Source organism: Phenylobacterium hankyongense (assembly GCF_003254505.1).
GTDB classification, from domain to species: Bacteria; Pseudomonadota; Alphaproteobacteria; order Caulobacterales; family Caulobacteraceae; genus Phenylobacterium; species Phenylobacterium hankyongense.
This window is the reverse complement of the sequence record NZ_QFYP01000001.1, coordinates 3,435,516-3,461,688: the sequence shown is the minus strand read 5'-3', so window position 1 is coordinate 3,461,688 and position 26,173 is coordinate 3,435,516. Positions and strand designations below refer to the sequence as shown.

Sequence of the window (26,173 nt, the reverse complement as noted above, 5' to 3'; positions counted from 1 at the left end):
TTCACGAGGTCATCGCACGGCATGTACCCAACCTAGCCGGACGCCGGTGTCTCGGGGCGAGCGGCTGCGGCATCGACGAGGAAGTCGATGAGCGCCCGGACGGGCGGGGCCACCCCGCGACGGGACGCATAGGCCACCTGGAGCACGCCGGCGCCGGCGCTCCAGTCCGGCAGCAATCGGACCAGGCGGCCGGCGGCCAGATCGTCGGCGCAGGCCATCAGCGGAATCAGCGCGACACCTGCTCCGTCCAACGCTGCGCGCCGCACGGCCCCCATGTCGTTGGTGATCAGCCGCGGTCGGTGGCTGAGATGATGAACGTTCCCGGACGCATCGACCAGCCGCCAGAGGTGAGGCTCGTCGCTGGCGGTCGCCAGCGTCTGTCCGTCGGCCAGCAGGTGGAGATTGTCCGGGCCGAGGCCGGCCAGGCGTTCGAGCCGTTGCGGCGCGGCGACCAGGATGTCCGGGGCGTCCAACAGCTTGCGTATGACGCAGTCCGGTTCTTCGATCTGGGCGTGACGCACGCGAAGCGCGACGTCGATCCGCTCGGCGATCAGGTCCACGCGGCGGTTGGTCGTCTCCAGCACCACCTGGACCTGTGGATAGCGGGCGAGGAAGGCGGGAAGCTGCGGACTGAACCAGTATTGCGAGATGGTGACGGGGCAACTGACGCGGAGCGTTCCTTGCGGCTGTGCGCGATGACCCTCGACCATGGCCCGGGTCGCCTCGATTTCGGCCAGGATCGCTTCGGCCTTCTCGCGAACCTGCTCGCCGATCGCGGTAAGCGAGAAGCCGCGCGAGTTGCGCTGGATGAGGCGAGCGCCGAGCCGCTCTTCGAGCCCTGAAAGGCGCCGGCTCAGCCGCGACTTGGGAATGTCGAGGGCGCGACCGGCGGCGGAGAAGCCGCCATGCTGGGCGATCCTGGCGAAAAGGATGAGATCGTCCGCCTCGCTGTCGCCCATCCCGACACTCCCCCGGTTCGTCACCACGATCCGTTAGACTATGGCGCCCAGGCGGCCAGCGCGAAAATCGGAGAAGGCCTGTTGGATCTCCTCTGCGGTGTTCATCACGAACGGGCCGCCGCTGACGATCGGCTCGTTGATGGGCTCGGCATGGCCGAACACCAGGACCGTATCGGCCGTCGCCTCGATGTCCACGGCGTCGCCCTCGTCGAGTTCCACCAGATCGAAGGCGGCGGCCCGGCGGCCGGCCACGTCGATCGCGCCGCGGGCGACATAGAGGAAGACATCGCGACCGCCGAGGCCGTCGAAGCGGACCTTGCCGCCGGCCTGCGCCGTGACCGTGGTCATGAACACCCCGGTCAGCGAAGGGATCGGGCCTTCGGCGTCGTGGTGACGGCCGGCGATCAGGTTCACCTGCGCCTTGTCGTTGGCGCCGGGCAAAGACGGGATGCCGGCGCGCTGCACGCCGATATAGCGAGGCGTCGTCATCTTGAGACGTGCGGGCAGGTTCACCCAGAGCTGGAGAAGCTCCAGCGGTCCGCCCTGGCGCTTGAACTCCGACGAGGAGATCTCGGAATGGACGAGGCCGCTGCCGGCCGTCATCCACTGGACGCCGCCCTCGAGGATGACGCTCTCATGGCCCGCCGTGTCGCGATGGGTGAGCTCGCCTTCAAGGATGAAGGTCACGGTCTCGAAGCCGCGATGGGGATGGGGACCAAAGGGCAGGCCGCCATTGTGCGGCGGATAGACCTGCGGCCCATGGTGATTGAGGAACAGGAAGGCGCCGAGGTTCGGCAGGGCCCGACTCGGCAGAGGCCGACGGGTCTGCAGGTCGGCGATGTCGTCGCGCAGCGCGGGGTGCAGGCGCTTGATGGTTCGCTGGGTGGTCATGGGGTCGTCCTTGCGGTGAGGGCTCGTGGAGCGGCGAGGGATCGCGGACACCTGGCCGCGATCCCCGGTACGTGGGTCAGCGTGAGCCTTCCTTGAGCGCGAGCAGCTGCCACTGCCAGCGCAGGCCCTGGCCGAAGCCGCCGCCGCGCGCGGCGAACAGGTTGGACACCGCGCCGGCGGTCTCGCGCGCCCAGTCGCGCTGGAGCTCGCTCACATAGGCCCAGGTGGTCATCGGCACGGCGCCGGCCTGGACCATCCGCTGGACGGCCATGTCGTGCGCCTCTTTCGTGGCGCCGCCCGACGCGTCCGTGATGATGTAGACCTCATAGCCGTCGGCCAGCGCCGAGAGCACAGGCATGGCCAGGCAGACCTCGGTCCACTGGCCGGCCATCACCAGCTTGCGCTTGCCCTTGGCCTTTACCCAATCGGTGATCCGCGGGTCTTCCCACGAGTTGAGCGTGGTGCGGTCGATCGGAACCTGATCGGAGGTGGCGTCGGCCAGCGCCGAGACGACATTCTGCTTTTCGGCGAAGGCGGTGGTCACCAACGTGGACACGTTGAAGATCTTCGCGCCCTCGGCGACGGCTGCGACATTGTTGATGATGTCGCCCACTTCATGGGAACGGGTCGTGAGCATCTGCAGATACTGATGGTCGATCAGCAGAAGGGCGTGGTTTTCGGGATTGAGGAGCGGGTCGTGGCGAGCGCTGACAGTCATTGGAGGTCTCCGTTGCTTGTGACGCGCCACATATGCAGCGGTCGAAAGCGACGGAGTATCCAGCAGCGCCGCGACGCAGCGTTCCAATTTCAGAACGGAGCTGCCGGCGGATGGCGCTACGCCCGGGTCGGGCTCCGCCGCGCCCAGAGCGTCGTAGGGCTTGCCAAGCGTGCATGGAGCCGAGTTCCGCTAGTGCCGGGGAAGCCGTGGAGGGCTCTCACTGACCTTCATCTCTGCTCGTCGCCGTCAGCGACGTCGGCCTCCCGCGCGTTGCGGAGCCAGTGCTCGGCCGCGCGAAAGTCGGGCTCGACGTATTCCCCGTCTCGAAAGATCCGGGCCAGGGCGGAAACGGCCGCTCGGCTTCCCGCGCCCGCCGTCTTCTCCAGCCGCCGGAGGCCCTGGGCGACGTCGCGTCGCCCCAAGGCGCCGCTCACCTGCAGCAGGCCGAGGTTGCAGGCGGCGTCGAGGTTTCCCAGACGCTCGCCTTTGAGAAACCAGTCCAGGGCCAGGGCTCTCTGGTCAAAGCCGAGCGTCCCGTCGGCGTACATGAGCCCCAGCTTCAGGCAGGCCTCGCCGACGCCGGCTTCGGCGGCTTGCAGATACCAGCGCTCCGCCGCCGTGGCGTCCTGCGTCCCCGCAAGACCATATTCCTCGATCACGCCCAAGGCGAAAAGGGCAGGGCCATGCCCCCGCGCCGCGCCGCGCTCGAACCAGTCCCGCGCCGCGACGATGTCCTTCTCCACCCCGTGGCCGTCGGCGTACAACGCGCCCAGGCGCTCGTAGGCCGGCACGACATCCTGCAGGGCGGCCGAACGAAACCAGCGGGCCGCCTCGTGGACGTCGAAGGGCACGCCGCGGCCCTGGAGGTAAAGCTCGGCGAGCGCGAACTGAGCCGGCCCGTCGCCAAGCTCCGCGGCCTCGCGGTAGTGGGCCCCGGCGGCGGCGAGATCTGCGGAGGCGCCCGCCGCGAACAGGTCACCGAGCGCGGTCATCGCCTTGACGTGCCCGCGGACCGCGGCGCGTCTGAGCCAGGTCTCGGCCTCGGAGGCGGCCGGCGGCACGCCCAGGCCCAGCCTGTGGAACTGTCCCAGAAGGTACATCGCCTCGAGTTCGCCGGCTTCGGCGGCGCGCGCGATCCACTCGGCTGAGCGCTGTTCGTCGGATCCGACGCCCTCGCCGCGCAGGTGCAGCACGCCGAGCGAGAGTTGAGCGCCGCTATTGCCGGAGGCCGCGGCGGCCTGCATCCAAGGCAGCGCGCGCTCGATATCCACATCGCCGAGCTGCCCTCCGGCATAGAGCATGGCCAGTCCAAACGCCGCGCCATCATCGCCGGCCGTGGCCGCCACCTCGAACCAGCGCTCTGCGAGCGCATGATCCTGAACGACGCCCAGGCCCGCCGCATAGATGAAAGCCAGTCGCACCTGAGCCGCCGTGTCGCCGCCTTCGGCCGCCAGCCGGCTCCAGTGCGCGGCCTCGGCGTAGTCGCGCGGCACGGTCACGCCGGACGGAAACAGGTCCCTCAGGGCTCCCGGCGCCGCGGCCAACTCGACGGTGGCCGGCGCGGCGCGGCCGTAGAAGTAGATCTCTCCGAGCTTCGCCTGGGCGGCATTGACGCCTGCGCACGCCGCCTGGCGGTAGAGCCGGACCGCCTCGACATGGTTCTGGACCACGCCTTGGCCAAGCTCGTGGCGTTGCGCAAGCGCGTACGCCGCCTCGGCGTCGCCGGCCTCGGCGAGGCGACGCCAGGTTGCGGCGGCTTGCACATGCCGTCCCTGCCGGTCTGCCGCCACTGCCTGCTCGTGCGGCGTCATGGGCGGGCGACGGCGAACGCGATCCAGGAGACCGGAGAAGAACATCACATCCGCCGTTATGGCTCGCGCATCGCTTCCGCCCCGGTCCGCAGGGCGCCGTCGAACAGGTAGGCGAGGATCGTCCGCCGGCCGACCAGGACCTCGCCGGTGATGGTGAGCCCGGGGACGAGGCGGAAGTTGGCCGGCACATTGCGCAGGCGGGCGTCCGTGATCGCCACGCGGGCCCGGTAGTACGGCTGCACGACCTGGCCGTCGTCGGAGGTCGTGAACGAACCGGCGCTGATGCCCTTGATCACCCCTTTGGCGACGCCATGGCTCGTGAAGCGATAGGCGTCGAGCTTCACGCGGACGGTGTCGCCGGGGCGGATGAAGCCGATGTCCTTCGCGCGGATGCGGATGTCCGCCACGAGAGGGCCGCTGAGCGGCGTCAAGGTGAAGAGCGGTTCGGCGTTGTTGGCGCTGGGGTCGATCACCGATCCGATCGACGCCCTGCCAACCTTCAGGACCACCGCGTCAGCGGGTGCGACGAGGGTGGAGAGGTCGCTGACCTTGGCGGCCTTGGCCAGGCCCTGCGTCGTCGCCGCCAGCTCATTCTCCGCCGTGACGAGCTGGGTCGCCACGTCCGAGCGCCATTTTCCAACGTACTCGGCGCGCTGCGCGCGTACGGCCGCAAGCTCGTGCTGGGCCTGGGCCGCGGTGGTGGCGTTTTCCGAGGTCATCCGGGTCATCTCGACCCGCGCGTCGGTGGCGCTGAGCGTTCGCAGCTTGCTGCCGTATCCCCGACGCTCGAGCTCCAGCTGCGCCTGCTCGACCTGTCGGGCGATGTCCGACCGACGCCGGTAGTTGGCCGCGCCCTGGCGGCTGCGGTCGATCGCCGCCGTCGCCGACTGGATGCGCGCGTCGTACTCCGCCATCGTGTGCTGGTGCTGCGCCTGCCGCTCCGCCCAGATCGAGGCCTGCAGCACGCTGTACGGGGAGGCGGGATCGGCGACGTAGGGCTGTCCGGTCTGCTCGGCCGTGAGCCGCCTCACCAGGGCGTCGGCGCTCGCCCTCTTCTGCTCCAGGTTGCTCAGATCGGCTTGCGCGAAGGTGGGGTCCAGGGAGGCGAGGACCTCGCCCTTTTTCACCACGTCCCCGGCGTGCGCGACGATCTGGGTGACGATCGCCCGGTCCAGGGGCTGGATGAACAAGGAGCCTTGCGACGGCAGGATGCGGCCTTCGCCGCTCACCACCCGATCGAGCTTGATGACCGCCATCAGCAGCAAGGCGAGCAACACGATGCCGGCGAGCACGTGCAGGATCGCGCGCTCGCTGTAGGGCGTGGTCCGCTGGATCAGCGCCTGGGTCTCGGACTCGAAGGCGCTGATCGGCGCTGCGATGAGGTCAGCGCGGTCGCGGTGCGCCGATGTAAGTAACTTGACCATGTTGATCGCCGGTGTGGGCGTGGCGGTTCTGTTGGTGCCACATTTGCTTGTAGATATCGCAGCGCTGAAGCAGGTCTTCGTGGGCGCCGATGTCGTAAGCGGCGCCCCGCTCCATGACGAGGATCGCGGCGGCCGGCACCAGCATCGACAGGCGATGCGATACGCAGATGATTGTGCGGTCCTCGGCGATGCGGAGCAGGTTGGCGTTGATGATCGCCTCGCTCTCCGCGTCGAGCGCGCTGGTCGCCTCGTCGAGGATCAGCACCGGCGGGTCGATGATGAGCGCGCGGGCGATCGCCAGCCGCTGACGCTGTCCTCCCGAAAGGTTGGTCGCGCCTTCGTCCAGGAAGGTGTCGTAGCCGCGCGGCAGGCGCTCGATGAACTCTTCGGCGCCGGCGAGCTGCGCGGCGCGCACGACCTCCTCGAAGCGCGCATTCGGGCGGGCGATGCCGATGTTCTCGCGGATCGTGCCGCGGAACAGGAAGTTCTCCTGCTGGACGACGCCGACGTGGCTCCGCAGGTGGTGCAGCTCGATCTCGCGCAGGTCCATCCCGTCGACCTTGATGATCCCTTCGTAGTTCGGATTCAGGCCCTGCAGCAGGCGCGTGATCGTCGTCTTGCCGGACCCGCTGCGCCCCATGATGCCGAAGATCGTGCCGGCGCGGATCTCGAATGACGCTGCCTCGAGCGCCAGGGGCGCGCCCGGCGCATAGCGGAAATGCACGTTCTGGAAGGAGATCTCCCCTCGGATCGGGAGGCGAAGCCCGGTTCCGGCGCGCGCCTGCTCTGGCGGAAGGTTCATGACCGAACCCACTTCGCTGACCGCGCCTCGCACCTCCTCCAGCTCCTGCATCATCTTGGCGACCTGCACGAGCGGCTGCGCGGTGCGGCCCGCGAGCATGGCGAACCCCAGGATGACGCCGGGCGCCATGTAGTCCGGGTGGGCCAGGGCCAACGCCGCGCCGACGATGATCGAGCCGGAGTAGATCATCCGCTCGAACGGCAGGACGTAGGTCTGGGCGTGGTTGGCCAGCGAGCCCAGCGCGTGGCGGGCGCCCACGGCGGTGGCGACCTTGCGGTCCCACTCCAGGCGCCGCCGGGCCTCCAGCGCCAGGGACTTCACGGTCCGCATGCCCTGCACCGTCTCATAGAGGTGCGCGCTCTTGTCGGTCTCGGCCTCGATCACGCGGGCGTAGCGACGGCCGATCGGCTTCAGGAAGAGGTAGATGATGACGAAGATGGCGCCGGCGCAGGCGAAGACCATCAGCGCCAACATCCACTGAAGGGCGATGAGCACCGGGACGAGCACGACAAGGGTGATGACGTCCAGGACGGTGGTGAGGAGTTGGCCGGTGAGAAAGCCGCGGATCTGCCAGAGCTTCGCCAGCTTGCTCATGGTTTCGCCGCTCGGCGTGCGCTCGAAATAGTCCATGGGCAGCCGCAGCAGCCGGTCCATGATGTAGAGGTTCAGCCGGCCGTCGATCCGCGTGGCGGTGGCTTCCACCAGCACGCGGCGCGCGAACGTCAGGACGGCGTCGAACGCGACGAGCAGGGCCAGGCTCAGCGCCAGCACCGACAAGGTCGCCGACGACTGGTTCACGAGCACCCGATCGATCACGATCATGGCGATGAACGGCGGGGCTATGGCGAAGACGGTGCTCGCCAGCGAGGCGATGCCGATGTCGCGGAAGATCCGGCGTTCACGCAGCACCTGGCCCAGCAGCCACATCAGGCCGAACGGCTGCTCCTCCGCCGACTGAGCGTGGGCGCGCTTCACCAGCATCAGCTCGCCGTCCCAGACCGCCTCGAGCTGCGCCTGGTCGACCACAGCGCGCGTTCCCTCGTGGGAGGAGGGATCCTTGATCACCGCCACCTGACCGGCGTTCGGGTCCTCGACGAAGGCTTCAAGAACGAGAGCCGCGCCGCTGCGCAGGGTCAGGATCGCGGGGAGAACCTTCCGCAGTCGCGGCAAGTCGCGCCAGCCGACGCGCAGGGGCCGCGCCTGAAGTCCAAGCTCAGCTGCAAGTCCCACGGCTTCCGAAGTCGTGAGTTCCTTGTCGCTCAAAGAAAACCGGCGACGAATGATGTCGACCGTGAGGTCCAGGCCCTGCTCTCGACCTACGACCGCCAACGCCTCAAGCAAAGTGCTGCGCTCTGAAGCTTCGGCGGTGGCCATGTTCATCGAAACGACGCCCGGACAGGTGCTCCATTGTGAGGAGCGCACGATCCGTCAGGTCTCGACAGAAACAGAGCGGCGTCAATAGAAATTAATTCGCCGCTGTCTGGCAGTCATTCGGCATATTGAATTATCAAATCTTATATTCGACCACTCTGAGCTTTTGTAAAGCCAAGCTGAATTTAATCGATCGCCGGTATCACGTTGAGTGGCCTTGATTGTTTGTCCGTCAGAATAATAACGTCGGCACAACGCTGGCATTGGGTTGCAGGTGTTCTGCAACCGGCGGGCGGTCATAAACGCGGTTTCGGTATTCGCGACGTTTAGGCGGGGCGGGCGGCGGCACATCCGTGCCGGCGAAGCACATCAACTTGTCCTTGTGTCGGCGGCTGAAGCGAGGCCGCGACGGAAGCTGCAGTGATCATAGAATTCGAGGGTGTAATGGGTAAGTCCGACTTTCTATTCGTGGATAGAGCTGTCGACGTCGAATTCATTGAGCCGCCGCTGACGCCTGCGGGCGTCGCGAGATATGCCAGGCTGCTGGCGCTCGAGGTGACCGTCTCCGGCCCGATCCCCGAGGGGCCCACCACCGCACCGGTCACCTACTTCGTCTTCGACAAGGCGAGGAACGCCATCGTCGGCAACCTCACCCTGCCGAACGCCTCGCCGATAAGCCGGGCCTTCCAGCTGAACGTGAAGGTGCCGGACCTTTCCGACAGCCTCGACGTGGGCGTGTTCGACGCGGCCGGCGACTTCGTCTCCGCCGGCTTCAAGGTCGAGGCGCCGACACGACCGCAGGGCGCGATCGGAGCCTGAGATGAGGTCCGCCGCGTCGATGGATCTCGCTTCCACCAATCGTCATCGCCCGGTCGCCGCGCGGCCGGGCCTTTCCGCATCCAGGCCTTGCGCCATGCAAACCGGTCTCCGGGGAACTGCATCATGACCAGCCCGTCCGAAATCCTCTTCATCGATCCCGCAGTCAGCGATCTGCGCACGATCCTCGCCGAGCTCCGTCCGGGCGTCGCAGCTGTGCTGCTGGATGCGACGCGTCCAGCCGCCGCGCAGATGGCGGAGGCGCTGGCCGGCCGCCGCAACCTGGCCGCGGTGCACGTCATCGCGCACGGCGCGCCTGGGCGGGTGAGCTTCGCCGGCGGGGACTGGTCCGCGGCGGCGCTCGCGCGCGATGCGGCGAACCTGGCGGCGATCGGACGGGCGCTGGCGGAAGACGGCGACCTGCGGCTGTGGAGCTGCGAGACGGCGGCCGGGCAGGGGGGCGCGGCGTTTGTCGCGGCGCTCGCCGAGGCGGCGGGCGCCGAGGTCTCGGCTGCGACGGCGCCGGTGGGCGCGGCGGCTCTGGGCGGGCGGTGGGATCTGGCGGTGTCGGCCGGCGCGCGTGTGGCGCCGCCGCTGACGGATGCCGGGACGGCAAGTTACGCGGGTGTCCTGAGCCTTGAAGTGACGCTCACGGGGACGCTAGATACTACCGCAAATGGCACCAGCCAGACCGGCGTGCAGTATTACATCACGAATTCGTCCGGAGTTATTGTATATAGCTTCGGACTCCCGGCAGCCGCCGCGGCGCCGATGACCTCGGTCGCAATGCTCGTGAATGTTCCTGTGGCTGGAACCTATACGATCACCGCGATGGTCCAGAACGGTGGCAACAACAACGCTAGCTGGAGTGTCATTGGGGCGGGGAATTTCACCGTCCCGGCTTCGGGTCCGGGTACGGTCAGCGGCGCCGACACGGATAACAACGACGGCGTCTTCCAGCTGACCGCGGCTGCGGCGGCCGGCAACACCGGCCCGACCGGTCCGACGGGCCCGACCGGCGCCGGCGGGACGGGCGGCACTGGCGGCACCGGAGGCACGGGAATCACAGGACCGACCGGCCCGACGGGATCGACCGGGCCGACGGGGACCACGGGGCCGACTGGCCCAACGGGCGGAACCGGGCCGACGGGCGGCACGGGCGGTACAGGACCGACGGGTGCGACCGGTGGCACGGGGCCGACGGGCGGCACGGGCGGCACAGGGCCGACGGGCGCGACGGGTGGCACAGGGCCGACAGGCGCCACGGGTGGCACAGGGCCGACGGGGGCGACGGGTGGCACGGGCCCGACGGGGACCACGGGTCCGACGGGGACTACAGGCCCCACCGGGACCACGGGCCCGACGGGGCCCACCGGCCCAACGGGTGAGACTGGCGGCACAGGCCCGACCGGGACCACCGGCCCGACCGGGACGACGGGGGAAACCGGTCCCACCGGACCAACCGGGACCACGGGCCCAACGGGCGGAACCGGCGGCACGGGACCGACAGGGACCACCGGGCCAACCGGCACCACGGGCGAAACCGGACCCACCGGCGCGACGGGCGGCACAGGCCCAACGGGCGAAACCGGCGGCACCGGCCCGACTGGAACCACGGGGCCGACGGGAACCACCGGACCAACGGGTGAGACTGGCGGCACCGGCCCGACCGGGACCACCGGGCCGACCGGGACCACGGGGGAAACCGGTCCCACCGGACCAACCGGGACCACGGGCCCAACGGGCGGAACTGGCGGCACCGGCCCGACCGGGACCACCGGGCCGACCGGGACCACGGGACCGACGGGCGAAACCGGCGGCACGGGACCGACCGGGACGACGGGGCCGACAGGAACCACCGGCCCGACGGGTGAGACGGGCGGCACAGGACCGACCGGGACAACCGGGCCGACGGGAACCACGGGCCCGACGGGGACGACCGGCCCAACGGGTGAGACTGGCGGCACAGGCCCGACGGGGACCACCGGCCCCACCGGGACCACGGGGGAAACCGGTCCCACCGGACCAACGGGGACGACGGGCCCAACGGGCGGAACCGGCAGCACGGGACCGACAGGGACCACCGGGCCAACCGGCACCACGGGCGAAACCGGACCCACCGGCGCGACGGGCGGCACTGGCCCAACGGGCGGAACCGGCGGCACGGGACCGACAGGGACCACCGGGCCAACCGGTACCACGGGCGAAACCGGACCCACTGGCGCGACGGGCGGCACAGGCCCAACGGGCGAAACCGGCGGCACCGGCCCGACTGGAACCACGGGCCCGACGGGGACCACCGGACCAACGGGTGAGACAGGCGGCACGGGACCGACAGGGACCACCGGGCCGACGGGAACCACGGGCGAAACCGGACCGACGGGCGGCACAGGCCCGACAGGCGCGACCGGCCCGACGGGAACCACAGGGCCGACCGGGACCACCGGCTCCACGGGAACCACCGGCTCGACCGGATCCACGGGACCGACTGGCGGAACGGGCGCAACGGGCGGCACAGGACCGACCGGGACCACGGGCACGACGGGCGCGACCGGTGGTACAGGCTCGACGGGCGACCCTGGCGGCACGGGACCGACCGGGACAACGGGCTCCACCGGCTCGACCGGATCCACGGGCCCAACCGGACCGACGGGCGGAACCGGCGCGACGGGAACCACCGGTTCGACCGGTGGCACAGGCGGCACCGGGCCTACGGGCGGCACGGGCTCCACCGGTTCCACGGGCCCAACGGGCGCCGGCGGCACCGGGGGCACAGGGCCGACAGGCTCGACCGGATCCACTGGCTCGACCGGATCCACGGGCCCAACCGGACCGACGGGCGGAACCGGCGCGACGGGAACCACCGGTTCGACCGGTGGCACAGGCGGCACCGGGCCTACGGGCGGCACGGGCTCCACGGGCTCCACGGGCTCCACGGGCTCCACCGGCCCAACCGGAACGGGCGGAACTGGTGCGACGGGGGGCACAGGGCCTACGGGTCCGACCGGAACCACCGGCTCCACCGGCCCAACCGGGACGACGGGCGGAACCGGCTCGACCGGCCGAACGGGCCCCACTGGTTCGACAGGGGGAACGGGCGGGACCGGGCCTACAGGTACCACAGGCGGCACGGGTTCGACCGGTGGCACAGGCCCGACGGGCTCCACCGGTGGGACGGGTTCGACCGGCCGGACGGGTCCCACAGGCTCCACCGGCGGCACGGGTCCGACGGGCTCCACGGGCGGGACAGGCTCGACCGGCCACACGGGACCGACAGGCCCCACCGGCGGGACGGGCTCGACCGGCCGCACTGGACCGACAGGCTCCACGGGCGGGACAGGTTCGACCGGCCACACGGGTCCGACGGGCTCCACGGGCGGGACGGGTTCGACCGGCCGCACGGGTCCGACAGGCTCCACGGGCGGGACGGGTTCGACCGGCCGCACGGGACCGACAGGCCCCACCGGCGGGACGGGCTCGACCGGCCGCACGGGTCCGACAGGCTCCACGGGCGGGACAGGTTCGACCGGCCACACGGGACCGACAGGCCCCACCGGCGGAACCGGCTCGACCGGCCGCACGGGTCCGACGGGCTCCACGGGCGGCACGGGTTCGACCGGCCGCACGGGTCCGACGGGCTCCACGGGCGGGACGGGTTCGACCGGCCGCACGGGACCGACAGGCCCCACCGGCGGGACGGGCTCGACCGGCCGCACTGGACCGACAGGCTCCACGGGCGGGACAGGTTCGACCGGCCACACGGGACCGACAGGCCCCACCGGCGGAACCGGCTCGACCGGCCGCACGGGTCCGACGGGCTCCACGGGCGGAACCGGCGCGACTGGACCTCGGGGCCCGACCGGCACGACAGGAGCCACTGGACCGCGCGGGCCGACAGGTCCGACGGGTCCCAGAGGTCCGACGGGTCCCGGCGACGACGACAACAACCGGGGCAATCAGAACTCGGCGGTGACGGCGAGCAGCACGACCCAGACCACTTCGGTGCTGCAGAGCCTCGTCGGCCGCGTGGACACCCATGGGTTCACCACGGGCGGAAACGCACAGTCGCCAACGCCAACGGGAGGAGCAGGCCTGGTCGTCGGCGCCCTGAAGACGCTGTTCGCCTTCCCCAGCGATGGGAAAACGACCGGCATCGTCTCGCCACAGGCCGTGGTGGGGGCGGGTGCGATCGGGACCAATGCCGCTTCGCCGCAGCAGCTGCTCAAGCAGCAGACTGCGGGCGGCGGGATCGCCACCGGCCTCGACGCCGCGAAGCAGGTCCAGGGGCTTCTCAGTCGTTCGAGCGGCCCTGACCATCCGCAGGGCGGCGGGACGTAATAGGGCCAAGAGGAGCGGCCCGGGCTGGAAAGTCCGGGCCGCTCGCTCGCCGTCGTCAGCGGCTCAGGCGCGCCCTCGCGTCAACCGGGCTTCAGCCCCGTTCGGAGAAACGCCGGCAGGTCGGGCGAGGCGCCCAGCTCCTTGCAGCTTTCCTCCCACTGCCTCAGGTACTCGGGGAGCGGCAGCTCCGTCCGACCCGGCCAGCGGTTCAGGGCGCCCAGCGCCTCGACGGCCCCGGGGATGCGCTCGTAGGCCGCCAGGATCTCCACCGAGGCCGCGCGCGCGAAGGCGTTCAGGCCGCCTCCGGCCTCGATCTCGGCCCTGTGGCGGCGGAACCAGGTCGCGGGGCGGCCCTTGGTCATGCCCTGCTCGGCCGCCAGCCGCCGGTAGTCGGACACGATGTTGGCCTGGTAGTCGGCGATCGCCTGGCCATAGGCCTGGTCGCCGGGGAAGGGCGGCGACGCCGACCAGTCCTTCGCCAGCCGGGCCAGGCCGCGCAGCGAGAAGGCTTCGACCAATGCCTCCTCCAGCCACTGGCTCGGGCCCTTTGGCTTGGCGTGCGCAACCCAGCTGTTCGCCGTCACGTGGCCGAGCTCGTGGCCGAACTGGTAGGCGAGCTGCGCCCAGGCGCGCTCGCCGATGTCGACGATGATCCAGGCCACCGCGCTCCCGTCCGGGTGGAGCCAGACAGCCGGAACTCCAGAGTCGTGTTCGTCGACGCGGATGCGGGTCGGCTGGCGGTCCGAGACGAGCCGCGCGTCCTGCAGGCAGGCCCGTCGCATCCGGTCGAGCACCGTGATTGCAGTGTCAGGCGCCATCTTGCCCCAGTCGCCGGCAAGCTCGATCGGCGCGGAGAGCAAGGTCACGCCAGGCTCGATGGGCGGCGAAAAGTTTGACATCGATCGCTCGCCTCCTGCGGTGGGTGACCGCGCCATGCTGATCAACGACCCCGCCAGGCTCGCGCCAAGTGTTGCGAACATGGCGCGCCGCGTCAGGCGGCCGGGATCACGTCGAGGCGCGCGAGAGAACACAGAAAGCTTTGCAGTGTTCAGGAAGTTCCGCATCGGCATCTGTTTTCGCAGATGGGTTCGGATCGGTCACGCGCTTCGACGAGTTGTAGGCCGCCCGCATGAACTCATCTTGCCGCGAGTTTATTCGGGTCTCGATGTCGCCCCACAGATCACGAGCCTGGACGACCAATGAACGCCGAAGGACGGACCGTTTGTCTTTGCATGATCGTCAAGAACGAGGCGCCGGTCATACGCCGTTGTCTCGATTCCGTGCGGCCGATCATAGACTACTGGGTGATCGTCGACACGGGCTCTACGGACGGGACGCAGGACATCATCCGCGCTCACCTGGCGGGGCTGCCCGGTGAGTTGCATGAGCGGCCCTGGCGGGACTTTGCGTTCAACCGGTCCGAGGCGCTGGCGCTGGCGCGGCCCCACGCCGCCTACTCGTTGATCATCGACGCCGACGACGCACTCGAGCTGAAGGCGGGCTTCGAGCTGCCGGAGCTCGACGCCGACGCCTTGATGGTCGACATCGCCGACGGCGGGATCACCTACCAGCGGATGCAGCTCGTCGCCAACCGGCTGCCGTGGCGCTACGAAGGCGTGCTCCACGAGTTCCTGACCTGCGAAGGGTCGGCCCCGCCCGGTCACCTGGACGGCGTCGTGATGCGGCGCAACCACGACGGCGCCCGCCGGCGGGACCCCACCACCTACCAGCGCGATGCGGCGGTGCTGGAGCGCGCGCTCGCGACCGAGCCGAGCGATTTTCTCCGGGCCCGTTACACCTTCTACCTGGCGCAGAGCTATAAGGACTTTGGCGAACGCTCGAAGGCCGTCGAATACTACCTGAAGCGGGCGGAGCTCGGCTTCTGGGACCAGGAGATCTACATCAGCCTCTATCGCGCGGCGCAGCTCAAGGACGAGCTGGGGGCCGACAAGGATGAGGTGCTGGCGCTCTATCGCCGGGCGGCGGAGGTCTGCCCGTGGCGGGCAGAGGCGCTGCATGGCGCCTGCCGCCTGTGCCGTCTCGAAGGCCGCAACGCCGAAGGCTACGAGATCGGGAAGCCCGGTCTGCAGCTGTCGGCTTCGCCTGGCGACCTCTTTGTCGAGACCTGGATCTACGACTACGGGCTGCGCGACGAGTTCTCCGTCAACGCCTATTGGGCGGAACACCACCAGGAGGCGCTCGACGCCTCCCTGGCCATCCTGGCCAGACCGGACCTGCCGCCGGGCGATCGGGATCGGATCGCCAGCAACGCGCGCTTCTCTGTCACCCGGCTGGCCGAGCGGCCGGCCACGCGGCTGGAACTGGCGGTGCGGGGGCCGGAGATCGCCTCACCGGCGTTTGCGCCGGCGCTGCCCGCGCCTGCGGTCCGCAGGAGCTCTTCCGGCCTGGTCAGCATCATCACCCCGACCGGCGGCCGGCCGGAGTTCCTCCAGGCCGCGATGGGCTATTTCGGGAGCCAGGACTATTCCGACGTGGAGTGGCTGATCCTCGACGACAGCTCCGAACCGCACCCCGCCTTGCGGCAAGCCGAAGCGCCGAACGTCAGCTATCAGCATACGGAGGGGCGCCTCACCGTCGGGGAGAAGCGCAACCGGCTGATCGACCGCGCGCGCGGCGAATACATCGTCCAGTTCGACGACGACGACTTCTATGCCCCCTCCTATGTGAGCCGGATGCTGGCCGCGCTGAACGACCAGCGCGCGGACCTGGTCAATCTGCGCGGCTGGTTCCTCTACGACGAGCGCTCGGACTTCTTCGGCTATTGGGACCTTCAGCGGAAGCAGGGCCCGCACTACCGATGCGACGCCGGCGGCGCGACGCTGGTGTCCCTGGATGGGACCAACAACGGCGGCTTCGCCGACAACGAACTCGGCTTTGGGTTCTCCTACGCATTCCGCAAGGCGGTCTGGGAAGCCGCGCCCTATCCGGATGTCGACTTCGACGAGGACGGGCAGTTCGCGCGCCAGGCGCGGGAGAGGTTTCGCATCGACGGCGTCTACGACCGAACGGGCGTGGCGCTCCACTACCTGCACAACCGCAGCAGTTCGCGGTGCTTTCCGCAGTACGAGCTCCCGAAGTTCCAGGCCGAACTGATCTTCCCGAGCCTGAATCCCCGGACGCTCCGGTTCGATCCGCAGCGCGATGAGGTCGCGTCCGCGCCCGGGCGCGACAAAGCGCGCCTGTCCGAGTGCGCCAAACCGACGGCCGGCGCGAAGCCGGGGCCCGAGATGCACGTCATCAACCTCGATCGCAGCCGCGACCGATGGACCAGCTTCATGGCCCGCAATGACCACCTCGCGCGCGTCCAGCGGTTCCCGGCGGTCGAGGGCGCGCTCCTGGATCGCGACGAGCTGGTCAGTTCAGGACTCATCCGGCCCGACTGCACCTATTCTGCCGGAACGCTTGGTTGCGCGCTGTCCCACATCGCTCTCTGGCGCAAGGCGGTGGAGGCCGAGCGCCCGCTCACCGTCTTCGAGGATGATGTCTCTGTAGACCTGGGGTTCGACGAGCGCTCCGCGGCCCTGATGCGTGAGCTGCCCGACGACTGGGACCTGGTTCTGTGGGGCTACCTCGTCGATCGCCTGCGGCTGTGGGTCGACTACGGGACATCGAAGGCGGCGATCGAGTTCTTCGGCTCGGACCTGAGCGATCACGAAACCTTCCAGGCCGCGGCGGGCGAGCCGAGGCTGGTGCGGCTGGTCAACGCCTTCGGCATGGTCGGCTATTCCATCTCGCCCAAGGGAGCCCGCGCGCTGTTGGGGGAATGTCTTCCCCTGCGCCATCGCGGCATCCATTTCGTCCAGGGCATGGACTACTGGGACGAGGGCATCGATACGGCGGCGAACGCGCTCTATCCGACCCTGAAGGCCTACGCCTGCTTACCGCCCTTGGTGGTGCAGGACCGCGTTGGCTTCGCGGTCTCCGCCCGGCTCAATCTCGAGGCGCGATGATCGATGGAGGGCCCCTCAGTCATCGGAGCTGAAGCTGTTTCCACGCCGCCTGATGACCGGGTGCTCGTCACAGCTCAACCGCAAGGGCTCCGAGGGCGATCGGGCGAGCTCGGCGGCGAAGTAGCGGCGCAGGGTCGGCAAGCTGACCCCGATGGTGTCGGCGATAGTCTCTCGCGTGCGGCCACGCCCATACATCGTCTCGACCAGCTGCCGCTGCTGTTCGCTCGGTGTGAACCGCGGGCGGCCACGTCCGCGGGACGGCTCGAACGGCGCCCATTCAGGAGCGATCGTCGGACGTGGAGAGTGCAGGGTCTCGCCGTTGAGCAGGGTCGGATGGCGCGCGCCGCCGCTTGCCGCGAAGGCCGCGCCCGAGGGCTCTATCGCCACCTGGCTTGAGAGCCAGCGCTGGATCCAGCCCTTGCGTCGCGTGATCGCGGGGGCGTTGCGGATCTCCAACTGACCGAGCGTCACCAGAAGGGCGATGGCGGCGTCGAAGCGCAGCACGACCCGGCCCTGTCGCGGCTCCCCGCCTGCGCCGATCGGTTCGCCCACGCGGACGAGCAGGGCGGCGATCGAGGCGTTGGGGATTGGGCCCGACAGGGCGAAGAGCACAGCGAGCTTCTTGGCGAGCGGCTCGGCGCGCCGGTTTCGGCGATGGTCTATGTGCAGCACCGAGCGTGGCAGTTCCGTCGTCGTTTCCAGCGCCAGGCCGGTCGCCAGGGCGGTTCCGGGCCGGACGATGAAGTCGGTGCGCGCGACGTTGCGCGGCGCGAAGTCGAAGAATGGCTGAACCCCGCCCGCCAGTTCCAGATTCAAGCGCGCCAACCGGCGCAGGTGCTCCAGGATCTTGCGTTCGAAGGCCTGGCGCTCGCGGCCGCAGCGCCGGTAGTTTTTCGCCTCGAGGACCGTGCGCGCGTTGACCACCGCGCCGTCGGGCGAGCGAGCCAGCAGGTCGAGCACGACCAGCAGGGCGTCGAGCGTGAGGGCGTCCATTTCCTCGAGATCGTGACCGCTGTCCTGCGCCCCGTCGGCCGCCAGAAGGATTCGTCTGTCCGGCGCCGCATCGCCGGTCTCGAACACCGCGCCGTGCTCGTGAACACGCCAACCCTGCCGGGTCGCATGACGCCCCGCGCGCATCACCGCAGATATGAGTTCCGCGCAGGCGGGGTCGCGCGGCAGCCGTAGAGCGGCGCTATGCAGGCTGCGCCTGAATCCGCTCGCCGCCTGCATAAGGGCTGGCGCGTTCACCTGAGCTCGTGCGGCCATGGACCATTCCCCGTCCGACGCCGCCAAATCAGAGGTTTCCGGAGACCGTTCCCTTTGCGCGCATTTTTTTTGCGTCGGCCGTTCGAACCTTGTTCGTTGAAATCGCTCGCCGCGCGGAGCCCTCGGACGGCGTTTGTCGCCCCGGTCTTGCGCTAATGAATGGCCGCCAACGCGCCGCCCCGACCCCGTTCATCGGCGATAGCGCAACCTCCTGCATGACGAGCGGCCAGGTCCCCTGGCCCTCGCAATCGGCCCTCCAGCCTGTCCGCCGGACATTGCTGGCGCCCGTGAAGGAGAATGGTTGTGAAGAAGATTTTGCTGGCCGTTGCGAGCCTCGCGGTCGTCGTCAGCCCCGTCGTCGCTTCCGCGCAATCGTACGGCCATGGCCGGGCAGGCGGTTGGAATGGCCGCGATTCGCAAGAGCGCAGCTATGATCGCGGCCAGGGCCGCACTGACTATGGCCGTGGCTACGATCGCGGCCGCAGCGGCTACGGCCGCGACACCTACCGTGACGACAGCGGCGCCGTCGTGGTGGCGGGCCTCGCCGGCCTGCTGCTAGGCTCGGCGCTCTCCGGGTCACAGTCGCAGGGCTACAGCCAGTCGTACGGCTACTCGCAACCCTACGCCTACGCGCCTGCCTACTCACAACAGCGGTGCGGCTGGCAAAACCAGGCCTATGAGGATGGCTACGGCGACGTCCAATATCGCCAGGTCCAGATCTGCCGATAGTTGTTGAAGCCGCCCGTCTCCAGGCTCAGTTCGGCCTGGAGGCGGGCCGATCAAGTGGGAATGAGGCGCGCACGAGACCCCGGCTGGGTCAGGCCCCCGCCGGGCTGACGCGCCACACCACGTTGCCGACATCGTCGGCGATCAGCAGCGCCCCGGTGTGGTCCAGCGTGACGCCCACCGGCCGGCCCCTGGAGTGTGCGCCGTCGGCGCTGAGGAAGCCCGTCACCACGTCCTGCGGCGGCCCGCTCGGGCGGCCGTCGCGGAACGGCACATAGACCACCTTGTAGCCGTTCAGGGGGCTGCGGTCCCAGCTGCCATGCTCGCCCACGAAGACGCCGCTGCGATAGGCCGGCAGGCTGGAGGCCGCGGTGAAGACCATGCCGAGCGGGGCGACGTGGGAGCTCAACGCGTAGTCCGGCGCGATGGCTTTGGCGACCAGGTCCGGCCGCCCCGGCTGCACGCGTACGTCCACGTGCGGGCCGAAATAGCTGTAGGGCCAGCCGTAGAAGCCGTTCTCCTTTACCGACGTCAGATAATCCGGGACGAGGTTCGGGCCGATCTCGTCGCGCTCGTTGACGATCGCCCAGAGCTTGCCGGTCTGCGGCTCGAAGGCCACGCCGGTGGGATTGCGTGTGCCCGAGGCGAAGATGCGCTTCAGCCCCGTGGCGCGGTCGACCTCCCAGATCGCGGCGCGGCCCAGTTCCACGGCCAGCCCGTTCTCGGTGATGTTGCTGTTGGAGCCGACGCCCACATAGAGCTTCGATCCGTCCGGGCTGGCCGTCAGGCTCTTGGTCCAGTGGTGGTTGATCGGCCCGGCCGGAAGGTCGGTGATCTTCACCCCCGGCGCAGTGATGTGCGTCTCGCCTGGCGCGTAGGGGAATTTCAGGATCGCGTCGGTGGCGGCGACGTAGAGGTCGCTGCCCACCAGCACGAGGCCGAACGGCGAGTTCAGGTGGTCGATGAAGACGGTGCGCAGGTCCGCGACCCCATCGCCGTTGGTGTCCCGCAGGAGGATGATGCGGTTGCCGGCGGGGGCCGCGGAGCCCGCCAGGGCCTTCACCTTGCCCTCCACATAGTCCTTCGGCCGGTAGATCGGCGATTTCGGGCCGTTGGACTCGACGACCAGGACGTCGCCGTTCGGCAGGCTGTAGACGGACCGCGGATGCTTGAAGCCGGTCGCGAACGCCCTGATCTGCAACCCGGCCGGCACGACCGGCGTCTGGCCCTTGCTCCAACCCGACCCCGGCGGGACCCGCATCGGCGGCATGAGGTATTGGTGCGGCGCGGGCAGTTGAGGATGCGCGCCATATTGCGTGCTCGGGTCCGCGATTTTCTGGCCGCAGGCCTGCAACGTCAGGAGTGCTGCGAGCGCGCAGCCCGCGCGAAGGGAGATCGAGCTCATCAGGCGGCTTCCCCAGGCTGGGAGGGATGGGCGTGGCGGACGGAGCCGAGGCTCCAGCCGCGCCAGCCGAGGACGAGGAGGATCACGGTGACCAGCGCCGAAAGCTCGAGCCCTTCCGGCACCACGGCCGTGTAGGCGTCGCGGCTGTGGACGAAGGCGTTCAGCAGCGAAAGCAGGGCCACGACGGTGAAGCCGGCGAAGCGGCCCCAGGCCATCGCGTCGATGCGTCGCCGCGCGACGTCCAGCAGGAGGGCCAGGCCGGCGAGGGCCGCCAGGACCAGGCCTGTCGCGAGCAGCCAGATGGAGAAGTTGTTCCACTGGAAGAGCAGCGTCCGCCAGTAGATGACGTCGGTGGCGAAGGCCGCGATCAGGAGGGCGGCGCCGGGCGCGACCAGGCGGGGGTGCAGCAGGTGCGACGGCTGTATTGCGTGACGGCTCTCGGCCATGTCCTCTCCTCGGCGCCAGATCGAGGCCGCCAACGGCGCCACGCTCTACGATCGAGTTGTCGGCGAGCGTGATGCGACCTTAATTTCCTGTGAGGCGAGCGCTGGCGGCGCCTGCCTCTCCGGTCTTCCGACGCCGCACCGCGGCGATAACGACAACGAAACGCCGGCGTCGCCCTGTGATCAATAGTAGGACGCCCGGGCCAAACACGTGCTGCAGGTGGTGAGCGTCTGGGTCAGCACCAGGCCCAGGTAGGCGCCCGAGCGGCCGGCCACCGTCTCCTGGGCCGCGCTAAGACTGACGACGGTTCGCGAGGGCAGGGTGTAGCCGATACTGGCCGCGTACAGCTCGTCCTTCTGCAGGGGATCGATGCGGTCGGTGGTCCAGCGCTGAGTGGTCGTCAGGTCGAGGATCCAGGGTCCGTCCATGTATTGCGCCGAGGCGCTGAGGAAGTCCCGCGCCCGGCCGGGCATCCCCTCGAAGTTGTCGCGGCGGGCCGCCTCGACATACAGGCGAACCTGGCTGTAGCGCCCGCGCAAGGTGTCGTCGACCGAGCCGTGGACCGGCATGCTGAGGTCCGCGCCCAGCGTGGTCCAGACCTCGCCCCGCTGTCCGCCGTAGGTCTTGCCCCATCGGATGACGCTGGCCTGGTAGTTCATGTGCGCCCAGTGCCCGACGGGCTTGTTCAGGACGTCCCAGGTCACCATCACGTTCTCGGGCCAGCGCGTGTTGCCGACCCCGCCGTCTTTGTAGTGGATGATGCCCTCGTTGTACGGGAAGCTCTCGTGCAGGAAGGTCCGGTCGACCATGAAGGCCGAGACCGAAAGCTGCCGCCAACCGCCGTCCTCGTCTTTGAAGACGTGGATCCGCTCGACGCCGATCATCTCCGTGGGCTCGTATCCCTGCTCGGACTCGGCGACCAGGTCCTGCGCCTGGAAGCCCGGCAGCAGGGCGTAGGCGCGTCCGAAGTCCTGCACGAACTTGCCGACCCGGTAGTCGCCGTAGCGGACGTAGAGCTCCTTCATCTTGCCGCCCTCGCGGCGGGCCGGAGCCTGGTTGATGAACAGGTTGCCGTTCGGGTCGCTGGCGGAAAGCGGCTGGCGGGGCTTGAACTGAAAGAGGCCGTCGACGGAAAGCTCGTCGCTGATCTGGGCCAGGAAGGTGGAGTCGAACCATAGCCGGGCGTCCGGGCCGCGGTTGGGACCGCTGTCGGGCTGGACCGACCCATATTCGAGCGTGGCGATGGTCTCGAACTGGATCTTGGGCCAGGCGCCCATCCCCTCGTCGGCGCCTGGCGGTCCGGACGCGGTCTGCCCGGTGGCGCGGGCCTGCTGGATGATGGCCGCCGACTGCGCCATGGCGGCCGGAGCCGCCGCCAGGAAGGCCAGCGCCACCGCGGCCAGGAGCCCGCGCAAATGCGGTCGCCGCTCAGTGCTGCGAGGCATGGGCGTTCTCCCTGTCGGTCGCCGAGGCCGGCATGTCGGCAGCTGCCACCGGTGAGGCGCGATCCGCGCCGGCGCCCCGGTGGTCCATCCCGGGCATGCTCATGTCCATGTCCCCGTCCGGCATCGGCCCGACCTTCGGATCGTAGACCTCGATCTGCGCCATCATGCCTTTGTCCTCATGCTCGAGGATGTGGCAGTGATACATGAAGCGGCCGACGATCTTCGGATCGGTGAAGGCCAGCCGGATCTTCAGCTCGCCGTGGATCGGCACGTTCACGGTGTCGACCAGTCCGTCGAACGGAACCGGCTTGCCGTTGAGGCTGATCACCTGGAACTTGACCTGGTGGATGTGGAAGGTGTGCAGCTCCTCGGAGGCGTTGCGGACCGTCCATTCCTCGATCGAGCCCAGGGGCACCTTGAGGTCCACCCGCGTGTGATCGAAGGTCGCGTGGTTGATGAAGAACAGGCCGGTCACCGGGTCTTCGGAAAAGATGATCGTGCGCTGCGCGTCGATCCGGTCGCCGGGAATGGGCTTCGTCGCGGTCTGTGAAACCTCGATCGGACCCAGCGGCGCCGGCGGCGGCCGCGCCGGATCGCGGGCGGAGACCATCAGGGCCATGTTCTGGGCCGGGAAGATGTCGCCCACCGGACCCGTCGAGGTCGTCTCCGAAATCAGCTTGTAAGGCCCGGCCGGGCCCGCCGTGACCAGCACGTCGGCGCGCTGGCTGGGACCGATCATCAGCTCCTGGACGCGCTCGGGCTGCACGACGGGTTGCGAGTCGCGGCCGACGACGGTGAAGTCGTGTCCCTCCAGCCGCAGGCGGAAGTAGGTGTTCGCAGTCTGGTCGCTGAACCGCCAGAGCTGGGTCTCGCCGGGCTGGATGTCGACCCGCGGCATCAGCTGGCCGTTGATGGTCTTGATGTCGCGGTTGAAGGGCTTGGGGACCCGATTGAGGTCGCCCTTGGGGTTGGGCGAGAACTCCTTGAGGGCGAACAGCCGCTCCTTCAGCGGCTTGGTCGCCGGCACCTCGTCCTGGAAGCCCTCGATCACCAGCGTGCCGCTCAGCCCGCCCATCAGCTGACGCTCGGCGAAGCTGTGGGCATGGGTGTGGAACCAGTAGACCCCCGGCGGGTGGTCTTTCGGGATCGGGATGACGTAGTCCCAGGTCTCGCCGGGCCCCACCATGTGCATGGCGTTGTCGCCATGACCTTGCGGCGAGACGGCCAGGCCATGGAAATGCATGTTGGTGGCCTGCGGCAGGTGGTTGATCAGCCGCAGGTGCAGCACGTCGCCCGGGTTCAGCCGCAGCACCGGTCCGCCATAGACGCCGTTGTAGGTGGCCCCGTGGATCAGGTCCTTGCCGAGTCTGACCGGCGTCTCGCGCGCTTCCAGGGTGACGTTCAACTCGCCGTTCTGGCTGCGGTACTCGAGCGGCGTGGTCAGCGGCGCCGTGGCGTCGCTGGCCGACGGGTTGGTCCGGATGCCGAGGAGCGTATCGAACTGTCCGGCGCAGGCCCGGTCGAGCCCGCCGCAAGCGAGGACGACCGCGAGGAGCGCCGACGATATGAGGACCTTCAATTCAACGACTCCCGTGCAGGCGGCGCGAGCGTAACCCCGTCAGAGCCGATCGCCTCGTTGGGTTCGCTGAAGCGGGGGCGCTGACCCGGTCTCGGTAAGGCGCCCTGGCAAGTTACGCCACCATGACGAGCCCCGCGATGCTGCCGAAATGTTCGAAAATTCGTTGCGAGCGGCGAACTCTGCGGCGCCGCTGAGGCCCCGGAACCGGTGCGCGATGAGGTCCGTGCGCTGTGAAGAACCCCGCCAAGCCGGTCATGGCGTTCCGACAGGAGAGGGCCGCGCCGGTCATGGCGCCGGTGTTCTGGGGGCGTCTATTTCTTGTCATCGAGATTTGACAGAATGCCGCAGGGATTTGGCAAAAGATAACCGCGTCGGTTGCGAATAAATCTGATACAACATTTAATAGATTTTCCGCGGAACGTTTAGACAAGAACAAGCGTTACCGTACGTGAAAACATGAGCTCGCCGGTCGGCCGTCTATCGACGTCTGCCATGAGCTTGGGGCAGTTAAATGATAAAGCGATCTTTATTGGCAGTCGCCATGCTGGCGGCTGGCACCAGCGCGTTCGCCCAACCGGTCGGCGCCGGAGGTCAGATCCAGCAGATCCCTCCGGCTCCCGCGCAGCCGAAATCCATCCCCGACATGCGCATCGAGCGCGGCCAGCCTCCCGCCAGCCCGGGCGAAGCGGGAGCCCGGATCGTGGTCAGTTCGCTTCACGTGACGGGCGAGACCCGGTTCACCGAAGCCGAGCTGATCGCAGCGGCAGGGTTCCGACCGGGCAGCGAGCTGGACCTGGCCGACCTGCGGACGATGGCCGCGCGGATCTCGGACTTCTACAACCGGCACGGCTACTTCGTGGCGCAAGCCTACGTGCCGGCCCAGGACGTCCAGAACGGGGCCGTGACCATCGCGGTCATCGAGGGCCGTTACGGCAAGGTCGGGCTGAACAACCAGACCAACGTCTCGGACCATCTGGCGCATAGCGTCCTCGCCGGACTGGAGCCGGGGGACATCGTCGCCACGGCGCCGCTGGAGCGACGGCTGCTGCTGCTGTCCGACCTTCCCGGTGTGGCGGTGAAGTCCACCCTGACGCCGGGCGAGGCGGTGGGAACCTCCGACCTGCTGGTCGATCTGGCGCCCGGTCGGCGGATCACCGGCAGCCTCGAAGCCGACAACGCCGGCAACCGCTACACGGGCGAGTACCGCGGCGGCGGAACGGTGAACTTCAACGAGCTTATCGGCCACGGCGACGTGGCCAGCCTGCGCGTCCTGACCGCCGGCTCCGGCCTCAACTATGTGCGCGGCTCCTATCAGGCGCGGATCCAGAACGCGACGGTGGGGGTGGCCTACGCCCACCTGGACTACCGGCTCGGACGGGAGTTTTCGGCCCTGCACGCCCGGGGCACGGCGGACATCGCCAGCATCTACGGCAGCTATCCGCTGATCCGCTCGCATGACAACAACCTGTACGGCCTGGCGGACTTCGACGCCAAGCGGTTCGAGGACAAGACCGGCGCGACCTCCTCGGTCTCGGAGCGGGACGCCCGGGTGTTCAACCTCGGCCTGGCGGGCGACCATCGGGACCGGCTGTGGGGCGGCGCCTGGACGTCCTATTCGGTCAACTGGGGGATGGGCGACCTCGATATCAAAACCCCTCTGGTGAGGGCGCTCGACGCCGCCACCGCCCGCACCAACGGCTCCTACAACAAGGTCACTTTCGACGTCGCCCGCCTGCAGGAGCTGGGCGGACCGCTCTCGCTCTATGGCGAGGTGCGGGGGCAACTGGCCTCGAAGAACCTCGACTCCTCGGAGAAGATGGAGCTGGGCGGCGCCTACGGCGTCCGGGCCTATCCCGAAGGCGAGGCCTACGGCGACCAGGGCTATATCGCCACCCTGGAGGCGCGGCTGAGGCTGGCGCAGCTCTCCGAACACACCGGCGGGCAGCTGACGGCCGTGGCCTTCGCCGACCAGGGCTCCATCACCCTGAACAAGAACCCGTGGGCCGCCGGCCCCAACCACCGCGACCTCAGCGCCGCCGGTGTCGGCCTGACCTGGGCGGACGCCAGCAACCTCGTGATCAAGGTCTCCTACGCCTTCAAGCTCGGCGACGAGCCCGCCACCTCGGCCCCCGACCGCTCCGGCCGTCTCTGGGTCCAGGTCTCGAAATTCTTCTGATGGCGGCGTCAGCACGCACCGCAGCTTCGCC

17 protein-coding genes and 1 pseudogene are annotated in these 26,173 nt (G+C 69.1%); 6 read left to right on the top strand and 12 right to left on the bottom strand.

Features of this window, described 5'->3' with window-relative positions; genetic code table 11:
- Positions 1 to 32 precede the first annotated feature (32 nt).
- The 6 genes from DJ021_RS16640 to DJ021_RS16615 form a co-directional block, all read right to left on the bottom strand.
- On the bottom strand, positions 33 to 959 hold the full coding sequence (locus DJ021_RS16640; protein WP_111458601.1) for a LysR substrate-binding domain-containing protein: 927 nt from the start codon (positions 957 to 959) through the stop codon (positions 33 to 35).
- Positions 960 to 992: 33 nt separating this feature from the next.
- Complete coding sequence (locus DJ021_RS16635) at positions 993 to 1,850, bottom strand: pirin family protein (RefSeq protein ID WP_111458600.1); 858 nt, start codon at positions 1,848 to 1,850, stop codon at positions 993 to 995.
- 76 nt (positions 1,851 to 1,926) lie between these two features.
- Positions 1,927 to 2,568: an isochorismatase family protein gene (locus DJ021_RS16630; RefSeq protein WP_111458599.1), complete on the bottom strand. Its 642-nt coding sequence runs from the start codon at positions 2,566 to 2,568 to the stop codon at positions 1,927 to 1,929.
- Between the two features lie 227 nt (positions 2,569 to 2,795).
- The gene (locus DJ021_RS16625; RefSeq protein WP_111458598.1) at positions 2,796 to 4,424 is read right to left on the bottom strand and encodes a tetratricopeptide repeat protein; all 1,629 of its coding nucleotides are present in this window, start codon (positions 4,422 to 4,424) and stop codon (positions 2,796 to 2,798) included.
- An 11-nt stretch (positions 4,425 to 4,435) separates the two neighbouring features.
- On the bottom strand, positions 4,436 to 5,803 hold the full coding sequence (locus tag DJ021_RS16620) for an HlyD family type I secretion periplasmic adaptor subunit (protein ID WP_111458597.1): 1,368 nt from the start codon (positions 5,801 to 5,803) through the stop codon (positions 4,436 to 4,438).
- Positions 5,763 to 7,979, bottom strand: a complete 2,217-nt coding sequence (locus DJ021_RS16615) for a peptidase domain-containing ABC transporter (RefSeq protein ID WP_207801867.1) — start codon at positions 7,977 to 7,979, stop codon at positions 5,763 to 5,765. The genes DJ021_RS16620 and DJ021_RS16615 overlap by 41 nt, the downstream gene beginning before the upstream one ends.
- A gap of 441 nt (positions 7,980 to 8,420) precedes the next feature.
- Here DJ021_RS16615 and DJ021_RS16610 point away from each other — a divergent pair, with 441 nt between their 5' ends.
- The 3 genes and pseudogenes from DJ021_RS16610 to DJ021_RS19005 all read left to right on the top strand — a co-directional run bounded on the left by DJ021_RS16610 (position 8,421) and on the right by DJ021_RS19005 (position 13,130).
- Positions 8,421 to 8,795 (top strand): hypothetical protein, encoded by a 375-nt coding sequence (locus DJ021_RS16610; protein ID WP_133255047.1) that lies wholly within the window; start codon positions 8,421 to 8,423, stop codon positions 8,793 to 8,795.
- Between the two features lie 123 nt (positions 8,796 to 8,918).
- Positions 8,919 to 9,413: pseudogene (locus DJ021_RS19330) on the top strand (DUF4347 domain-containing protein); the annotation flags it as partial.
- A 3,381-nt stretch (positions 9,414 to 12,794) separates the two neighbouring features.
- Positions 12,795 to 13,130, top strand: coding sequence for a hypothetical protein (locus DJ021_RS19005; RefSeq protein WP_207801902.1), 336 nt, complete (start codon positions 12,795 to 12,797; stop codon positions 13,128 to 13,130).
- An 80-nt stretch (positions 13,131 to 13,210) separates the two neighbouring features.
- On the opposite strand, the gene DJ021_RS16585 is transcribed toward DJ021_RS19005, so the two are convergent.
- Positions 13,211 to 14,029 carry a hypothetical protein gene (locus DJ021_RS16585; RefSeq protein ID WP_111458594.1) on the bottom strand — a complete coding sequence of 273 codons (819 nt, stop codon included), beginning with the start codon at positions 14,027 to 14,029 and terminating at the stop codon, positions 13,211 to 13,213.
- 300 nt (positions 14,030 to 14,329) lie between these two features.
- On the opposite strand from DJ021_RS16585, the gene DJ021_RS16580 reads away from it, so the two are divergent.
- Positions 14,330 to 17,101 carry a glycosyltransferase gene (locus DJ021_RS16580; protein WP_111458593.1) on the top strand — a complete coding sequence of 924 codons (2,772 nt, stop codon included), beginning with the start codon at positions 14,330 to 14,332 and terminating at the stop codon, positions 17,099 to 17,101.
- Between the two features lie 15 nt (positions 17,102 to 17,116).
- Here DJ021_RS16580 and DJ021_RS16575 read toward each other — a convergent pair whose 3' ends face one another.
- On the bottom strand, positions 17,117 to 18,367 hold the full coding sequence (locus tag DJ021_RS16575; protein WP_133255046.1) for a helix-turn-helix domain-containing protein: 1,251 nt from the start codon (positions 18,365 to 18,367) through the stop codon (positions 17,117 to 17,119).
- Between the two features lie 303 nt (positions 18,368 to 18,670).
- On the opposite strand from DJ021_RS16575, the gene DJ021_RS16570 reads away from it, so the two are divergent.
- On the top strand, positions 18,671 to 19,096 hold the full coding sequence (locus DJ021_RS16570; protein ID WP_133255045.1) for a hypothetical protein: 426 nt from the start codon (positions 18,671 to 18,673) through the stop codon (positions 19,094 to 19,096).
- A gap of 88 nt (positions 19,097 to 19,184) precedes the next feature.
- On the opposite strand, the gene DJ021_RS16565 is transcribed toward DJ021_RS16570, so the two are convergent.
- The 4 genes from DJ021_RS16565 to DJ021_RS16550 all read right to left on the bottom strand — a co-directional run bounded on the left by DJ021_RS16565 (position 19,185) and on the right by DJ021_RS16550 (position 23,966).
- Entirely contained in the window at positions 19,185 to 20,498 is a 1,314-nt protein-coding gene (locus DJ021_RS16565; RefSeq protein ID WP_111458590.1) for a PQQ-dependent sugar dehydrogenase, read from the bottom strand.
- On the bottom strand, positions 20,498 to 20,944 hold the full coding sequence (locus tag DJ021_RS16560; RefSeq protein ID WP_111458589.1) for a DUF2231 domain-containing protein: 447 nt from the start codon (positions 20,942 to 20,944) through the stop codon (positions 20,498 to 20,500). Before DJ021_RS16560 ends, DJ021_RS16565 begins: the two co-directional genes overlap by 1 nt.
- Before the next feature lie 180 nt (positions 20,945 to 21,124).
- Positions 21,125 to 22,387 (bottom strand): hypothetical protein, encoded by a 1,263-nt coding sequence (locus DJ021_RS16555; RefSeq protein ID WP_133255044.1) that lies wholly within the window; start codon positions 22,385 to 22,387, stop codon positions 21,125 to 21,127.
- The gene (locus DJ021_RS16550; protein ID WP_111458587.1) at positions 22,371 to 23,966 is read right to left on the bottom strand and encodes a multicopper oxidase family protein; all 1,596 of its coding nucleotides are present in this window, start codon (positions 23,964 to 23,966) and stop codon (positions 22,371 to 22,373) included. Before DJ021_RS16550 ends, DJ021_RS16555 begins: the two co-directional genes overlap by 17 nt.
- 541 nt (positions 23,967 to 24,507) lie before the next feature.
- On the opposite strand from DJ021_RS16550, the gene DJ021_RS16545 reads away from it, so the two are divergent.
- Positions 24,508 to 26,142 carry a ShlB/FhaC/HecB family hemolysin secretion/activation protein gene (locus DJ021_RS16545; RefSeq protein WP_243626062.1) on the top strand — a complete coding sequence of 545 codons (1,635 nt, stop codon included), beginning with the start codon at positions 24,508 to 24,510 and terminating at the stop codon, positions 26,140 to 26,142.
- Positions 26,143 to 26,173 lie beyond the last annotated feature (31 nt).

Coding starts and splice junctions, on each gene's coding strand:
- DJ021_RS16640 (WP_111458601.1), bottom strand. CDS start 959: ATGGGCGACAGCGAGGCGGACGATCTCATCCTTTTCGCCAGGATCGCC.
- DJ021_RS16635 (WP_111458600.1), bottom strand. CDS start 1,850: ATGACCACCCAGCGAACCATCAAGCGCCTGCACCCCGCGCTGCGCGAC.
- DJ021_RS16630 (WP_111458599.1), bottom strand. CDS start 2,568: ATGACTGTCAGCGCTCGCCACGACCCGCTCCTCAATCCCGAAAACCAC.
- DJ021_RS16625 (WP_111458598.1), bottom strand. CDS start 4,424: ATGTTCTTCTCCGGTCTCCTGGATCGCGTTCGCCGTCGCCCGCCCATG.
- DJ021_RS16620 (WP_111458597.1), bottom strand. CDS start 5,803: ATGGTCAAGTTACTTACATCGGCGCACCGCGACCGCGCTGACCTCATC.
- DJ021_RS16615 (WP_207801867.1), bottom strand. CDS start 7,979: ATGGCCACCGCCGAAGCTTCAGAGCGCAGCACTTTGCTTGAGGCGTTG.
- DJ021_RS16610 (WP_133255047.1), top strand. CDS start 8,421: ATGGGTAAGTCCGACTTTCTATTCGTGGATAGAGCTGTCGACGTCGAA.
- DJ021_RS16585 (WP_111458594.1), bottom strand. CDS start 14,029: ATGTCAAACTTTTCGCCGCCCATCGAGCCTGGCGTGACCTTGCTCTCC.
- DJ021_RS16580 (WP_111458593.1), top strand. CDS start 14,330: ATGAACGCCGAAGGACGGACCGTTTGTCTTTGCATGATCGTCAAGAAC.
- DJ021_RS16575 (WP_133255046.1), bottom strand. CDS start 18,367: ATGGCCGCACGAGCTCAGGTGAACGCGCCAGCCCTTATGCAGGCGGCG.
- DJ021_RS16565 (WP_111458590.1), bottom strand. CDS start 20,498: ATGAGCTCGATCTCCCTTCGCGCGGGCTGCGCGCTCGCAGCACTCCTG.
- DJ021_RS16560 (WP_111458589.1), bottom strand. CDS start 20,944: ATGGCCGAGAGCCGTCACGCAATACAGCCGTCGCACCTGCTGCACCCC.
- DJ021_RS16555 (WP_133255044.1), bottom strand. CDS start 22,387: ATGCCTCGCAGCACTGAGCGGCGACCGCATTTGCGCGGGCTCCTGGCC.
- DJ021_RS16545 (WP_243626062.1), top strand. CDS start 24,508: ATGCTGGCGGCTGGCACCAGCGCGTTCGCCCAACCGGTCGGCGCCGGA.